This window comes from Micromonospora sp. CPM1 (assembly GCF_023896895.1).
Classification (GTDB): Bacteria; Actinomycetota; Actinomycetes; order Mycobacteriales; family Micromonosporaceae; genus Micromonospora; species Micromonospora tulbaghiae.
This window is the reverse complement of record NZ_JAMHIU010000001.1, coordinates 258,722-273,420: the sequence shown is the minus strand read 5'-3', so window position 1 is coordinate 273,420 and position 14,699 is coordinate 258,722. Positions and strand designations below refer to the sequence as shown.

Here is a 14,699-nt window from a genome sequence, read left to right as displayed (position 1 = left end):
GCTGGTCAGTCGGTGGTGACGAGTTGCAGTCGCAGCAGGGACGCCGTGAGTGGCTCGCCCGCGTCCGGCCGGGCCGGGGGTGGCGCCCCGGCCGGCGCGTCGCCGTCGAGCCACAGCCGCCGGCGGCGGAACACCGGCCGGGGCAGCGGCGCCCGGCGGACCGGCCCCGGTGGCGCGCCACTGAGCACGAGGTGGGCGTTGGTGCCGCCGAGACCGAACGAGCTGACGCCGGCGACGCGTTCGGATCCGGCGGGCCAGCCGACCGGTTCCGTGGTGGGGTGCAGCGGCGAGCGGTCGAAGTCGAACCGCGGGTTCGGGGTGTCGCAGAACAGCGTCGGCGGGATCGTGCCGTGTTCCAGGGCGAGCGCCACCTTGAACAGCCCGGCCATGCCGGCGGCGCTGAGCAGGTGGCCCAGGTTCGACTTCACGCTGCCGATCTCGATCCGGCCGCCGGGCCGGTCGCCGAAGACGTCGTTGAGGGCGCGCAGCTCGATCGGGTCGCCGATGAGCGTGCCGGTGCCGTGGGCCTCCAGCATCGCGATGTCGGCGGGACGGCGGCCGGCGGCGGCCAGCGCCTGCCGGACCACGTCGGCCTGGGCGGCGGGGCTGGGGGTGGTGACGCCCATGGTGTGCCCGTCGTTGTTCACCGCGACGCCGTCGATCACGGCGTGGACGCGGTCGCCGTCGGCGAGCGCGGCCGCCAGCGGCTTGAGCAGCACCACGCCGCAGCCCTCGCCGGGTACGAAACCGTCGGCGCGTTCGTCGAACGTCCAGCACCGGCCGGTCGGGGACAGCGCCCGGGCGGCGCTCAGGTCGAGGTACGTCTCCGGGTCCAGCAGCACCTCGACGCCACCGACGACCGCCAGCTCCGACTCCCCCGCGAGCAGGCTGCGGCAGGCGACCTGCACCGCGACGAGCGAGGACGAGCAGGCGCTGTCGACGACCAGGTTCGGGCCACGCAGGTCGAAGTGGTGGGCGACGCGGGCGGCGATGAAGTTCTGGTCGGAGCGCAGGACGTCGGTGCGGATCGGGACGCGCCGGCCGTAGTCGGACAGCCGCGCTCCGGCCACGACGGCGACGCGCCGGCCGCGCAGTTCGTCCGGGGCGTACCCGGCCTCCGCCAGGCACTCCGCGGTGCCCTCCAGGAACATCCGGATCGCCGGGTCCAGGCAGCGGGCCTCGTCGTCGCCCATGTCGAAGTAGCCGGGGTCGAACCACTCGATGTCCTCGACGAAGCCGCCCCACTTGCTGATCGACCGCCCGAGGCCGGGCTCCGGCGAGTACCAGCGGCGGTGGTCCCAGCGCTCGGCCGGCACCTCGGTGACCGCGCAGCGCCCGTGCAGCAGGTTGTCCCACAGCGTCGCGACGTCGGTCGCCCCCGGGAACCGGCAGGCCATGCCGATCACGGCCACCCGTCCGTCCAGGTCCGCCCGCGTCCGGCCGCCGGCCGCCTGCGCCGCCGTCGGCACAGGCTCATCGACGGGTACGGGCGCAGTCACGGGTACGGGCGCCGTCACCGCTTCGGGTGAGGTCACCGCCTCGGGCGGAGTCACGGGTACGGGCGCGGTCAGCGGCTCGGGCGCCGTCAGCGCCTCGGCCGCGGTCACCGGTTCGGGCGCCGTCACCGGCTCGGGCTCGGAGGGCGCGGCCTGCACGCCGAGGTGGGCGGTGAGCCGCTCCAGCGTGGGGTGCAGCAGCAGCGTCGCCGGGTCGAGGTGGGTGCCGAGCCGCTCCTCGATGCGGACCAGCAGCTCGCCGAGCAGCACCGAGTCCACGCCCAGGTCGCCGAACTCGACGGTCGGGTCGAGGTCGCGCTCCGGGATGCCCAGCGCCGCCGAGAAGATGCCCACGAGCCACCCTGGCGGAGCCGTCGGCCCGCCCGACGCCACCGCGGCCGAAGCCGTGCCCGTAGTCAGGGCCGGCGCCGTTCCCGTGACCGGGGCCGGAGCCGAACGTGGTGCCGCGCCCGTAGCCACGGCCGACGGCGGGGCCGAGGCCGAGGACGGGGCGGGCGTACCGGCGGGCGGAGCGCCGGTCGCGGCGGTGGGTGCCGCCGGCGCCGGACGGCGCGGGCGCAGCCGCAGCAGGGCGTCCGGGTCGGGGGCGTCGCCGAGCGGCGGGCACGGCAGCACCACCGCACCGGCCGGCAGGGCGAGCACGCGGTCGACGACGCGTAGTCCGGCGGCGTCGTCCAGCGGGGCGAGCCCGGCCGGCGCGCACGGGTTGGGGCGTCCGCTCGTGGACCCGGTCTGTGCCCACTGCGGCCAGTCGACCGAGCGGAACTCGGTACGGCCGGCGGCGATCCGCGCGCGGACCAGCTCGTCGACGGCGATGTTCGCGGCGGCGTAGTCGGAGACCCCGGCGGCCAGCCCGGTCACCGTGGCGCACACCGAGGAGAACACCAGGAAGAAGTCGAGCGGGTCGGCGGCGCACAGCGGCGCCAGGGTCTCGAAGCCGTCCAGTTTGGGCGCCATCACCGCGCGTACGTCCGCCAGGTCCTTGTGCAGGAACGCCGGGTTGCCGCGGCTCTCCACACCGGCGCAGTGCACGACGCCCCGCAGCGGGCCGAGTTCGGCGCGGACCTGCCGCAGGAACTCCTCGACACCGGGGAACCCGCCGGCGTGCTGGAGCACGCGCACGCCGCGGGCGCGCAGGTCGTCCGCGACCCCGGTGTCCGCGTGGACGCCGACGAGGGCGATCGACCGGGCGCCGTGCGCGGCCAGGTGCCGGGCGACGAGCGCGCCGACGCCCCGGGTGCCGCCGGTCACCAGGTACGCCCCGGCCGGGTCGCACCGCAGTGGCGCATGGGGCGCCGGCACGAGGTCCAGGCGCGGCCGGAAGCGCCGGCCGCCGGCGTACCGGACCTCGCCGTAGGCGTCGGCCCGTACCCATTCGGCCAGGATCCGGGCGGCGAGGTCGGTGTCGTCGCCGGGACGGTCGGTGTGCAGCACGGTGGCGGTGACGCGGGCGTACTCGGCGCCGAGAACCTTGACGAAGCCGGCCGTGCGGACGTCGACGGCTGTCTCCAGGATCCGCAACGGCGTGGTGGGACGCTCGGCCAGCAGCCGCTGCACCATCCGTACCCGGGTCTCCCAGCCGGGTCCGCCGGGCAGGCCGACCAGTCCGCCGACGCCGGGCACGCGGGACAGCACGGCGGCGAGGTCCGCCACGTCGTGCACGGCCAGGCCGCCGAGGCGGGCGACGAGATCGGGACTGCCGCCGACGCACAGCATCACCCCGGCCACCGGCGACGCGGCCGGTCCGGGATCGGGGTCCGGTTCCCACCCCTTGGCGTAGAGCGGCACGTCCGCGGCCGGCGCGGGCTCGACGACCGGCGACGCCCCGGCGGCCGGCGTCGGCCCGGCGGCCGGCGTCTGCGTGCCGGAGTGCCCGGCACCGGCCGGTACGTCCTCGGGCACCCAGCAGCGCATGCGGGCGAACGGGTACGCCGGCAGGTCCACGACGGTGCGGCCCGGCCCGTGGAGCGCGGCCCAGTCGACGGCTCCGCCGGTCACCCAGTGCCGGGCGAGTTCGGTCAGGCTCGCCCCGGCCGGCGGCGCGGCGTCCGGGTCCGGCGCGGCGGGGGCGCGCCCGCGCAGCACGGCGGGGTCGGTGCGGTAGGCGGCGAGGCGTTCGCACAGCGTCGCGACGTCCTCGACCACGACCGCCAGCCGCTGCCGCAGCGGCTCCCGGCCGACCTGGAGCGTGTAGGCGATGTCGGCGAGGGCCGGCCCGTCGTGCGCAAGCAGCGCGGCGGCGTGGTCGGCGGCCGAGCCGGCGTGCTCCCCGGCGGCGATCCGCCGGACCGCCGCGACGAGGTCCGCCGTGCTCGGTCCGCGGTCCCGGCGCAGGTACGCGACGAGCCGCCGCACCACCTCGTCGAGGCGGTCCTCGTCGTAGGCGGACAGGACGACGAGCTGCGGTCCGGGCGGCGCGACCGGCCGGGTACGGGCGGGTGGCGCGGCGACGATCGCGTGGGCGATGGTGCCCCCGGCGCCGAACGAGCTGACGCCCGCGACCCGCGGTCCGGCCCACTCGGCCCGCTGCCGCTGCACCCGGAACGGCACGGCGTCCCAGGGGATGTTCGGATTGAGTTCGTCGGCGTGCAGCGACGGCGCGAGCACGCCGTGCCGCAGTTGCAGGATGACCTTGGTGAGACCGGCGAGCCCGGCGGCGGCCTCGGTGTGCCCGATCGTCGACTTCACCGAGCCGATCGGGATGCCGCCCGGCGGCAGGTCGGTCCCGGCCGCGTCCCGGTACGCCCGGGTCAGGCCGTCGATCTCGACCGGGTCACCGAGTGCCGTGCCGGCGCCGTGCGCCTCCACGTAGCCGATCTCGGCGGGTCCGGTGCGGGCGTCGCGCAGCGCCCGCCGTACCACGTCGGCCTGCGCGACCGGGCTGGGCACGATGTAGCCGTTCGTCCGTCCGGCGTGGACGACCGCGGTGCCGCGGATCACGGCGTGCACCGGGTCGCCGTCGTCGAGCGCCCGCCGCAGCGGCTTGAGGATCAGCGCGCCGACCCCCTCGGCCGGTACGAACCCGTCGCCACCGGCGCCGAAGGTCCGGCTGCGCCTGTCGCTCGCGGTGAGCTTCATCCGGTGCTGCTGGATGAACTTGTTCGGGTGCAGCGACAGGCTCACGGCGCCGGCCACCGCCAGTTCGGCGTCGCCGCGCCGCAGGCTCTGTACGGCGAGGTCGAGCGCGACGAGCGCGGAGGAGCACATCGTGTCCACGGTCAGGCTGGGGCCGTGCAGGTCGAAGCAGTACGACACCCGGTTGGCGATGCCGCCGAGCGTCGCGCCGGAGTCCTGCGGGACGCCGCGCAGGGTCCGCTCCGCCCCGAACAGCGGGTACTCGTTCCACATCGCGCCGGCGTACACGGCGACCGAGGAGTGGTGCCGCTCCCGGAGCCGGGCGCGGGTGTACCCGGCGCTCTCCAGCGCGGCCCAGGTCACTTCGAGGAACAGCCGCTCCTGCGGGTCCATCAGGGCGGCGTCGCGGGGGGTGATGCCGAACAGCAGCGGGTCGAACCGGTCGACGTCGTCGAGGTACCCGCCGTCCATGAGGTGGGTCGGCCATCCCGGTCGCGCGCGCTCCGGCGGGTGCGGGGTGACGCAGTCGCGGCCGCCGGCGAGGTTGTCCCAGAACGCGTCGAGGTCGGGCGAGCGCGGGTAGCGTCCCGCGACGCCGATCACCGCGATCTCCGTCTCGTGCTCCTCCCCCGGCTCCCGCTCCGCGGCGACGGCCGGGGCCGGCACGACCGCCGGGGCCGGCACGACGGCCGGGGCGGGCGGTGTGTCGGGTGCGGCGGAATCGGTGGGTGCCGCGGGTGCGGCGGCGGGTTCGGCGGGCTCGGCGGGAACCGCCCCGGCGGGCGCGGTACGGCCGGCGGCCGCCAGCGCCGCGGCGACCTCGGCGAGCGTGGCGTGCTCGAAGAACAGCGTCCGCGACCGTTCGCCCAGGTCGCTCTCCAGCCGGGCGGTCAGCCGCGTGACGAGGAACGACGACAGGCCCAGCTCGGCCAGCGGCAGGAGCGGGTCGACGGACTCGGCGGGCAGGCCGGACACCTCGGCGTACACCTCGACCAGGTAGGCCCGCAGCGACCCGGCCGGGTCGCGCGGACGTGCGGCGGGCGGGGCCGGCGGCGCCGCACCGAAGGGGTAGCCGGGCAGCGGCACCCGCGGGCGTGGTCCCGGCCAGTACCGCCGCCAGTCGACCAGGCCGCCGCCGACCCAGTCCGCGGCGGCGTCGGCGTCGGTCGGCGCGGCGGCCGGCGCGAACGGCGCCCCGGCGACGCCGTGCAGCACCCCGTCGCGGGCCTCGCCCCGCAGGTAGGCGTCGAGTCCGCCGACCAGCTCCGCGACGCTCGCGCACCGCACCGCGAGCCGGTGCGGCAACGGCATCCGGCCGACCTGCGTGGTGTACGCCACGTCGGCGAGGTCGAGCGCCGGCTCCGTGGCGGAGACGTGCTCGCGCAGCCGGTGCGCGGACCGGCGTAGCCGCTCCGGATCGGCGGCGGAGAGGACAACGGCGTGGGCTGGATCGGTCTGTTGCGTCACGGCACCTGCCCGCCTGGGAAGGGTCGACGGCCGTGGATCCCGGCCGAGACATCACGCTAGGCAGTCGTACCGGCTTCGCCTGCTCAACGTTGAGCAGGCCGCTTGCTTGCCACGCCCGCTCAACCGTGAGCAGACACGCCGTCGGCCGTCCCCGTAGAAACGGGCCGGAACCGGCGATCTCACCTGAGGAGCGAACCGATGACCACGACGGTCGAGCCGTACCGCGCGCTGAACCAATCGTCGCTGCCGTTGGAGCGGGTGCTGCACACGCTCAACTCCGGCTTCATCCTGCACCGGGTCGGCCAGATGGCCTACGGGTTCGCCGCCGAGGGGCGCCAGTTCAGCGTGGACCTGCTGCAGTACATCAACACCTCGCAGGAGGGCGTGGCGACCTCGTTCGCCTTCGAGGAGGTGTTCGGCGGCCGGGACCGGATGCACTGGTTCATCCACCTGAAGTCCCCGCAGGACTACCGGATCCTGCTCAACATGGTCGACCACGACCTGGAGTTCCGCCGGATCTCCGACGAGGACCGGCTGCCGCACAAGGGCGGCGGCAACTGGGACCGCATCTTCGTCCACCGCAGCCTGCACGAGGACGTGCTCGTACCGCAGCACGGGATGGACCACGACGGCGACGACGCGGAGCCGGCGACCTTCGTACCGCCCGCGTCGTCCCAGCTCAACCAGCCGCCGGAGCAGCAGATCAACTCCGCGACCGCGGGCGCGATCGTCATGCGGACCTCGGACGTCAAGTACGAGTTCCGCGAGGAGGGCCGGATGTACGCGGCCCACTGGCAGCACTTCGTCAACGAGCGGCTCGCCGGCCGGGTCACCGCGACGCTGTACGAGCAGACCTGGGGCCAGCAGGACCACCTGTTCCAGCTGATCCACCTGCGCAGCGTCGACGACTACCACGAGCTGGCCGAGCTGGAGCGGAGCAAGGAGATGGCCACCGAGGTGTTCGGCCGGCGCCGGCTGCACGAGTCCAAGGGCGGCGGCACCTGGGACCGTCTGTTCATCGAGGGCAGCATCCGCGACACGCTGCTGCTGCCGCAGGTGCCGAGCGGCACGGCCTGAGCACCGATGGCGTACCGCACGATCGAGCTCCGGCGCGAGCCCGGGCTGTTGCGCGTCACGCTGGCCCGGCCGGAGCGGCGCAACGGCATCGACGACGAGACACTGCGCGAGCTGCACGCGGCGCTCGACGAGGCCGAGGGTGACGCCGCCTGCCGGGCGGTGGTCCTGGCCGGGCGGGACGGCGTGTTCAGCACCGGCATGGACTTCCAGAGCGCCGCCGGCGACGGTGGCGCCTCCGACGGCGGTGCGGCGTTCTTCGCCCTGCTGGAACGCTTCACCACCGTGCCACGGGTGGTGATCGCCCAGGTGGACGGGCAGGTCGCCGGTGGTGGTGTCGGGCTGGCCGCCGCGAGCGACTTCGTGCACGCCACCGCCCGCAGCACGTTCGCGCTGCCGGAGGCGCTGTGGGGGTTGCTGCCCTGCTGTGTGCTGCCGTTCCTGGTGCGGCGGGTCGGGTTCCAGAAGGCGTACGCCGCGACGCTGAGCACGCAGACGATCTCCGCGGCCGAGGCGTACCGGATCCATCTCGTCGACGAGGTGGCCGAGCGTCCCGAGACGGTGCTGCGGCAGCTGCTGTTCCGGCTCAACCGCCTCGACCCGGTGGTCGTCGGCGACGCCAAGCGGTACTTCCGGGCGTTCTCCGGCGTCGACGACCGGCTGCGCGAGCACGCGGTGACCGAGTTCGGCCGGCTGATGTCGGCGCCCGCGGTCCGGCAGCGGATCACGGAGTTCGTCGCGCACGGCCGCTACCCCTGGGAACGGTGATCGCCGTGCGCGCGTGGGTCTTCCCGGGGCAGGGCTCGCAGCACCCCGGCATGGGCGAGAGTCTCCTGGACCGGTTCCCCGCCGAGTGCGCCACCGCCGAGCGGATCATCGGCGTGCCACCGGCGCAGCTGTGCCGGGACGTCCGGGGCGAGTACCTCGGCCGCACCCGGTACGTGCAGCCGGCCGTGTTCCTGGTCAGCGTGCTGGCCGCCCGGGCCGCGCTGGCGGACGGCCGGCCGCCGCCGGAGGTGGTGGCCGGGCACAGCCTCGGCGAGTACGCCGCCCTGCACCTCGCCGGCTGCCTGGACTTCGACAGCGCGCTGAGTCTGGTCGTCCGCCGTGGACGGTTGATGGAGAGCGTGACCGGCGGCGGCATGGTGGCGGTGCTCGGCCTGCCGCTGTCGCGGGTGACGGAACTGCTGGCCGACATCCCGGACGTCGACCTCGCCAACCACAACCTGCCCGACCAGTTCGTGCTGGCCGGCAGCGCGGCGGGCGTCCGCGCGGTCGTCGACGCCGTGCGGCGGCACGGCACCGGCCGGTGCGTGCCGCTGGCGGTCAGCGTGCCGGCGCACTCCCGGTTCATGGCCGGCGCCGCGGAGGCGTTCGCGGTGGCCCTGCGCGACGTCGCGCCGGCGCCGCCGTCGATCCCGGTGGTGAGCAACGTGTCCGGGGCGCCCCACGTCCCGGGCGAGATCCCGGGCACGCTGCTGCGGCACTTCGTCGAGCCGGTGCGGTGGTGGGACACGATGTGCCTGCTGGCCCGGTCGGGGGTGACCGAGCCGGTCGAGGTCGGTCCCGGTGAGGTGCTGACCAAGATGTGGCGCCGGGCCGCCGGGAGCCTGCCGGCGCCCGCCCCCGGCGGGCCGCTCGCCCGCGCCGCGCCCGTCCCGCCGCCCACGCCAGCCTCGCCGCCCACGTCGGCCACGCCGGTCGCTCCTCCGGTGCCCTCGCCGGTGGCGCCTCCCGTGCCGCCTCCGCCGGCCGCGCCGCCGCAGTCCGAGCCGGCCGCGCGTGGTCCCGCCCCCGGGCCGCCGCCGGTGGCGCGCGGTCCCGCTTCCGGGCCGCCGCCGGTCGCGGCGTCGCGTCCGCGCCCGGCGGGCTCGTCCGGGCTGCGGGCCGACTACGGCATCCGGTACGCCTGCCTGGCCGGGTCGTCACCGTTCGGCGTCACGTCACCGGCGTTCCTGCGACGGCTGTCCGGGGCCGGGCTGCTCGGCTTCTTCGGCGCCCAGGGCCTGACCCTGCCGGAGATCCGGGCCGCGCTCGCCGAGCTGCGCGACGTGCGCCGGTACGGCGTGGCCTGGCCGTCCGGTGGCGACGAGCGGGCGCTGTGCGACCTGTACCTCGCCCACGACGTGCGCCATGTGGAGGTCGCCGGCCCGCTCGCCGTGGTGTCGCCGCAGCTCGTGCGGTTCCGGCACGGCGACGGTCCCCGGCAGGTCCTGGTCCGCGCCCCGGATCTGGCCACCGCGGTCCGGTTCCTGCGCCCCGCCGACCCGGCGACGGTACGGGCGCTGGCCGCCGCCGGGCACCTGGACGGCGCGTCCGCGGGCGCGGCGGCACGGGAGGCGGTCGCCACCGACGTGGCCGTCGAACGGGACGCGCACGCGCTGGTGCCCGCCCTGGTGGCCCTGCGCGACCGGGAGGCGCCGGGGGCGCGGATCGGGGTGGCCGGGGTGGGCACCCCGGCGGCCGTCGCCGCCGCCTTCGCGCTCGGTGCCGACTTCGTGGTCACGACGACGGTGAACCAGTGCACCGCCGAGGCCGCCACCTCGGACGCGGCGAAGGACCTGCTCGCCGCGCTCGACGTCACCGACGTCCGCGAGGCGCCCGATCCGGACCTGTTCGAGCTCGGCGCGCGGTCTCCGGTGGCGCACCGGGGCACGCTGTTCGCCGCTCGTGCCGAGGAGCTGTACCGGATGTTCCTGCGTTACGACCGGCTGGCCGACGTCGGTCCCCGGCGGCTGGCCGAGCTGGAGCGGACGCACTTCGGCCGCCCGCTGGACGAGGTGCGCGCCGATCTCGGCGTCGCGGGGCGGGACGACCGGGGTGTGCTCGCGTCGGTCTGCGCCGCCTACTGCCGGGAGGCCACCGCCGCGGCCCTGCGCGGCACCCCGGGTCAGCGGCTGAACTACCGGGTGCCGGCCTCCACCGACGTCGGGGCGTTCAACCGGCTCGTCGCGGCGGAGCCGCTGGCCGACTGGCGGGCCCGGCACGCCGAGCTGGTCACCGAGCGTCTGCTCAGCGAGGCAAATTGACCTAAATCCTTAAAAAGGCCAGCCGGTTCCCATTCCGCTGACAATCACCCCCTACGAACCGACCCGAGGTCACAAAATGCCTGGTCATTGCTCTGCGTAGACACCCGTCACCCAATTAGTTACGATGGCGGCGGGCATTAATACCGCTCGATCGAGCAGTATGTGCAACCGTCGCCCACACCCTCCGGAAGGCCCCTTGCATGCATTTGCTTCACTGGATGAACGCGTCCCGAACGTGGAAGGAATCAGACACCACGGATCGATGGACATCGCAGGTCGCGCCATGCCTCCACCCGGCCTGACGCCCCTCACCTGCGGATATGTGGCGAACCCGCCCCGGCGTCGAGCACGCGGCGCACCGAGGGCGGCCAACGGGACGAACGGCCGGCACGGGCCGTAATGCAATTCCGACAGTATGCCGACAGCGCGCTGGCAATTTACTTGCCGGCGTTGCGGCTGCACTGTCAACGATTGATAGCGTCACGCATTTCACCAGCGAATGTTCAGGAACCTGACAACACGCCCGAGCACCGACATCGGGCGCCAGGAGGCCTCCTTGCGAATCGCCGGCGCCACCACCAGTTTGCGTAACGAGCTGAATCGGCTGATCCGGGACGACCCGACTTTCGCCGTCCGCACACATGTCCCCCGAGGCGGGGCCGCGTACAACTCCGGCGACCACGATCTGCGGATGTACCTCGTGGAGGTCGGCCAGTTCAAGACCATCGCGTCCTCCGCCGACGGCAAGCAGTGCCTGCTGTCGATCCACACGCGGGGCGACATGTTCGGCGAGCTCGGCCTGCTCGGCGGACCACGCCACGACACCGCCCGGGCCATGCGCGACAGTGTGATCAGGAGAGTCAATTCGGCGAAGCTGTTCGACGTCCTGAGCAGCGACGAGCAGCTCAACTGGCACTTCACCCAGTTCCTCATGGCCAAGCTGCTCGACCAGCAGCAGGCCATCACCCAACTGGTCACCATGGACAGCGAACACCGGCTGGCCGCGACCCTGCTGCGACTGGCCCGCAAGGTGGGCCGCCGGCTCAACCTCGGCATGCAGATCGACGCGAAGATCACCCAGGAGGAGCTGGCCAGCATGGTCGGCACCACCCGGTCCCGCGTGGGGCTGTTCCTCAAGCACTTCCGCGCGGCGAAGCTGGTGGATCAGCTGCCCGGCGGCTATCTCCTGATCAACGAGCCGGCGCTGACCCGGTACGTGGAGTGCGGGCAGTACGAGCCCGCCCGGTGGGGCGCCGACCCGATCCGGCCGGTGAACGGCGCGCGCCTGCTGCGCGGCGAACGGGAGCTGTCCGCGTGAGCGCCGTCCTGGTCTCCCTGCACGGAGCCGCGCTGCTCGTGGCGCTCCTGCTCGTCGGCGGGGCCGGACGAGCCGCGGCGCGGCTGTTGCGGCAGCCGCCGGTGATCGGCGAGATCGTCGCCGGTCTCCTCGTCGGCCCGGCCCTCGTCCTGTTCGCCGGTCACGACGGGCTGGCGGCGGTGCTGCCGGAGGACGTACGCGCGCTCCTGCGCCTGGTCGCCGAGGGCGCGCTGGTGCTCTTCCTGGTCGGCCTCGCGCGTGAGCTACGGGTCGGGCCGGCGCGCGACGACCGCAGGCTGGCCTGGGTCACCGCCGGGGCGCTCGTCCCGGCGCTGTTCTGCGGTGTGCTGGTCGCGCTGTGGGTGCAGTTCGTCGCCGGACCGGCCGTACGCGGCGACGCGCCGATGCCGGCCTTCGTGCTCGGCGTCGCGGTGACGCTGTCCATCACCGCCGTACCGGTGCTGGCGCGGCTGCTGACCGAGCGGGGCCTCACGGAGACGGCGGCCGGGGCCCTCGCGCTGGCCGCCGCCGTGGTCGTCGACGTCATCGGCTGGCTGCTGCTGTCCCTGGCCGTCGGGCTGGGCGCCGGGGACCCGGCGACCTTCGGCCGTGCGATGGCGGTCCTCGCCGGAGCGTTGCTGCTGGCCGGCGGGATCCGATGGGTGCTGCGCCGCGGCCGGGCGGAACTGTGGTGCGGCCGGTGGCCGGCCGCCAGTGCCGTGGTGCTCGGCGTGGTGGCTCTCGTGGTCGGCTTCGGCGTCCACCTCCTCGGGCTGACCGCGGTGTTCGGCGCGATCCTGGTCGGCCTGGCGGTGCCGCCCGGCGAGCCCTGGGACGCGCCGACCGCCGCCGTGTCGCGGCTCGGGCGGTCGCTGCTGCCGATCTTCTTCGTGAGCGCCGGGCTCACCGCGCTGACCGGCGCGGTCGGCAGCACGCCGTGGTCGCTGGTGGTCGTCGTCCTCGTCCTCGGCCTGGTCGGGAAGATCGGCGGCGGCTATCTCGGCGGCCGGCTCGGCGGCTGCCCGCCCGCGGAGGCCGCGCGGATCGGCATCCTGCTCAACACGCGCGGGCTCACCGAGCTCATCGTGCTCCAGGTCGCGTTCCAGGCCGGCATCCTCAGCCCGCCGCTGTTCCTCGCCCTGCTCGTCATGGCGCTGGTCACGACGCTTCTCACCGGCCCGCTGCTGTCGCTGGCGGACCGGTTCGGCCAGGGCACCGACGCCGGCGACAGCGCCTCGGGCGCCGTGCCCGGCCGGTCAGTGGTGAGCCCGCGATGACGGGTACGCGGTCAGGCCGCCGCCATGTCGCGCAGCTTCAGCACCGAGCGCCAGTTGCGGGTCGTCCCGACCACGCCGGTCTTCTTCTCCACGAAGGCGTTGCTGAGCTTGCTGCGCCCGTACCCGTCGGGAACGTGCACGAACACGTCCCGGCCGAGCAGCGTCAGCGTGCCGGTCTCGCCGGGCGGGGCGGCGAGCGCCGCCTGCTTGTCCGCGCCGGGATCGCTGCTGAGCATCGTGACGAGCAGCTTCGTGTGATCGGTCTGCACGTCGAGGTACGGGTTGGCGGCGATCATCGCGTCGAGTTCGGCCAGGCTGCGCAGCAGCACCGGCACGTCGCGGCCCCACCGCTGCTTGATGCCCCGGTCGATCTCGGCCAGGATCGCGACCTCGTCGGTCTCGGGGCAGCCGAACACGACGTTGCCGCTCTGGATGTACGTCGCCACGCCGTCGAAGCCGCAGGAGACGAAGACCTCTTTCAGTTCCGTCATCACCATCGAGCTACCGCCACCGATGTTCACCGCGCGCAACAGAGCGACGTATCTCGTCATGACCCGGGATGGTAACCGGCCGGGCCGGTCGCGGGCGCTCAACTCTGAGCAGACACGCCCGGCCCGGGGCCGTACAACGTCAGGGACCGCGACGGTGAGGAATCCACGAAGAGGAGAGGCCCGAGGATGATCACCACGGCGGTCGGCATCGAGGATCTCCACGTCTACCCCGGGCGGGCGTACGTCGACGTGCCGGGCCTGTTCGAGGCGCGCGGCCTGGACCCGTCGCGGCTGCCGAACCTGATGATGCGCCGCCGGTCGGTGAGCCTGCCCTGCGAGGACCAGGTGACCCACGCCGTCAACGCCGCCCGGCCGCTGGTCGACGCGCTGTCGCCGGAGCAGCGGGAGGCGATCGAACTGGTGGTGGTGGCCACCGAGTCGGGGCTGGACTTCGGCAAGCCGATCAGCACCTACGTCCACGACCTCCTCGGCCTGCCGCCGCGCTGCCGGTCGTTCGAGGTCAAGCACGCCTGCTACGGCGGCACCGCGGCCCTGCAGAGCGCGGCGGCGATCATCGCCGCGAGCCCGGCGCCGGACGCGCGAGCGCTCGTGGTCGCCACCGACATCGCGGGCGTCGCGGCGACCGGCAGCTACTTCGAGCCGTCGGAGGGCGCCGGCGCGGTCGCGATGCTGGTCAGCCGGACGCCCGACGTGCTGCGGCTCGACCTGGGCGCCAGCGGGTACCACACCCAGGAGGTGATGGACACGCTACGGCCCCGGCCGGACGTCGACGTGGTGAACTCCGACCTGTCCCTGCTCGCCTATCTCACCTGCCTGGAACGGTGCTTCGCCGCCTACCGGGACCGCGTCGAGGGCGCCGACATCGTCACCACGTTCGACCACCTCGTCTTCCACATCCCCTTCGCCGGGATGGTCAAGGGCGCCCACCGCACGCTGCTGCGCAAGACCAAGGGCATGGCGCCGGCCGAAATCGACCGGGACTTCGCGGCGCGGGTGGCCCCGTCGCTGTCGTACACCAGCGAGATCGGCAACCTCTACTCCGGTTCGCTCTACCTCGCGCTGTGCTCGCTGATCGACCACGCCGACTTCACGGTGGCCCGCCGCATCGGCCTGTTCTCCTACGGCTCCGGCTGCGGGTCCGAGTTCTTCAGCGGGGTCGTCACGGAGCGCGCCGCCGGCCGGCTCGCGGCCCGCCCGCTCGCCCGCGCCGTCGAGGAGCGCCGCCGGCTCACCGTCGCCGAGTTCGACGAGTGGAGCCGGCACACCGCCGACCGTGCCTTCGGTGTCCGCGACGCCGTCCTGGACACCGGCCCCTACCGGTCCGTGCTGGACAGCCACGTGGCCGGCCGGGGCCTGCTGCTGCTCGACCGGATCGAAGACTTCCACCGCGTGTACCGGTGGAGTTGAGCGCGCCATCCGAGGGAGGACCC

The 14,699-nt window shown here is 74.4% G+C and carries 8 protein-coding genes; 6 read left to right on the top strand and 2 right to left on the bottom strand.

The features are described 5' to 3' along the window. Positions 1 to 5: 5 nt before the first annotated feature. Positions 6 to 6,059 carry an SDR family NAD(P)-dependent oxidoreductase gene (locus M8C11_RS01080; RefSeq protein ID WP_252447862.1) on the bottom strand — a complete coding sequence of 2,018 codons (6,054 nt, stop codon included), beginning with the start codon at positions 6,057 to 6,059 and terminating at the stop codon, positions 6 to 8. A 198-nt stretch (positions 6,060 to 6,257) separates the two neighbouring features. On the opposite strand from M8C11_RS01080, the gene M8C11_RS01075 reads away from it, so the two are divergent. From M8C11_RS01075 to M8C11_RS01055, 5 genes are all read left to right on the top strand, one after another. Then, positions 6,258 to 7,136 carry a DUF6039 family protein gene (locus tag M8C11_RS01075; RefSeq protein WP_252447856.1) on the top strand — a complete coding sequence of 293 codons (879 nt, stop codon included), beginning with the start codon at positions 6,258 to 6,260 and terminating at the stop codon, positions 7,134 to 7,136. A gap of 6 nt (positions 7,137 to 7,142) precedes the next feature. Further along, a complete protein-coding gene (locus tag M8C11_RS01070) occupies positions 7,143 to 7,901 on the top strand; it encodes an enoyl-CoA hydratase-related protein (protein WP_120569397.1) in 759 nt (252 codons plus the stop codon). A 5-nt stretch (positions 7,902 to 7,906) separates the two neighbouring features. After that, on the top strand, positions 7,907 to 10,162 hold the full coding sequence (locus M8C11_RS30380; RefSeq protein ID WP_308212710.1) for an acyltransferase domain-containing protein: 2,256 nt from the start codon (positions 7,907 to 7,909) through the stop codon (positions 10,160 to 10,162). 499 nt (positions 10,163 to 10,661) lie between these two features. Further along, a complete protein-coding gene (locus M8C11_RS01060) occupies positions 10,662 to 11,480 on the top strand; it encodes a Crp/Fnr family transcriptional regulator (RefSeq protein ID WP_256484850.1) in 819 nt (272 codons plus the stop codon). Beyond that, on the top strand, positions 11,477 to 12,757 hold the full coding sequence (locus M8C11_RS01055) for a cation:proton antiporter (RefSeq protein ID WP_252447851.1): 1,281 nt from the start codon (positions 11,477 to 11,479) through the stop codon (positions 12,755 to 12,757). The genes M8C11_RS01060 and M8C11_RS01055 overlap by 4 nt, the downstream gene beginning before the upstream one ends. Before the next feature lie 11 nt (positions 12,758 to 12,768). Here M8C11_RS01055 and M8C11_RS01050 read toward each other — a convergent pair whose 3' ends face one another. Continuing rightward, positions 12,769 to 13,308, bottom strand: coding sequence for a DUF1697 domain-containing protein (locus M8C11_RS01050; protein ID WP_120569394.1), 540 nt, complete (start codon positions 13,306 to 13,308; stop codon positions 12,769 to 12,771). A 126-nt stretch (positions 13,309 to 13,434) separates the two neighbouring features. Here M8C11_RS01050 and M8C11_RS01045 point away from each other — a divergent pair, with 126 nt between their 5' ends. Then, positions 13,435 to 14,676, top strand: a complete 1,242-nt coding sequence (locus tag M8C11_RS01045) for a hydroxymethylglutaryl-CoA synthase family protein (protein ID WP_252447850.1) — start codon at positions 13,435 to 13,437, stop codon at positions 14,674 to 14,676. Positions 14,677 to 14,699 lie beyond the last annotated feature (23 nt).

What these genes read in the sequence shown, in the direction of transcription:
- M8C11_RS01050 (WP_120569394.1), bottom strand. Translation starts at nt 13,308, where the DNA reads ATGACGAGATACGTCGCTCTGTTGCGCGCGGTGAACATCGGTGGCGGT.
- M8C11_RS01045 (WP_252447850.1), top strand. Translation starts at nt 13,435, where the DNA reads ATGATCACCACGGCGGTCGGCATCGAGGATCTCCACGTCTACCCCGGG.
- M8C11_RS01070 (WP_120569397.1), top strand. Translation starts at nt 7,143, where the DNA reads ATGGCGTACCGCACGATCGAGCTCCGGCGCGAGCCCGGGCTGTTGCGC.
- M8C11_RS01060 (WP_256484850.1), top strand. Translation starts at nt 10,662, where the DNA reads ATGTTCAGGAACCTGACAACACGCCCGAGCACCGACATCGGGCGCCAG.
- M8C11_RS01075 (WP_252447856.1), top strand. Translation starts at nt 6,258, where the DNA reads ATGACCACGACGGTCGAGCCGTACCGCGCGCTGAACCAATCGTCGCTG.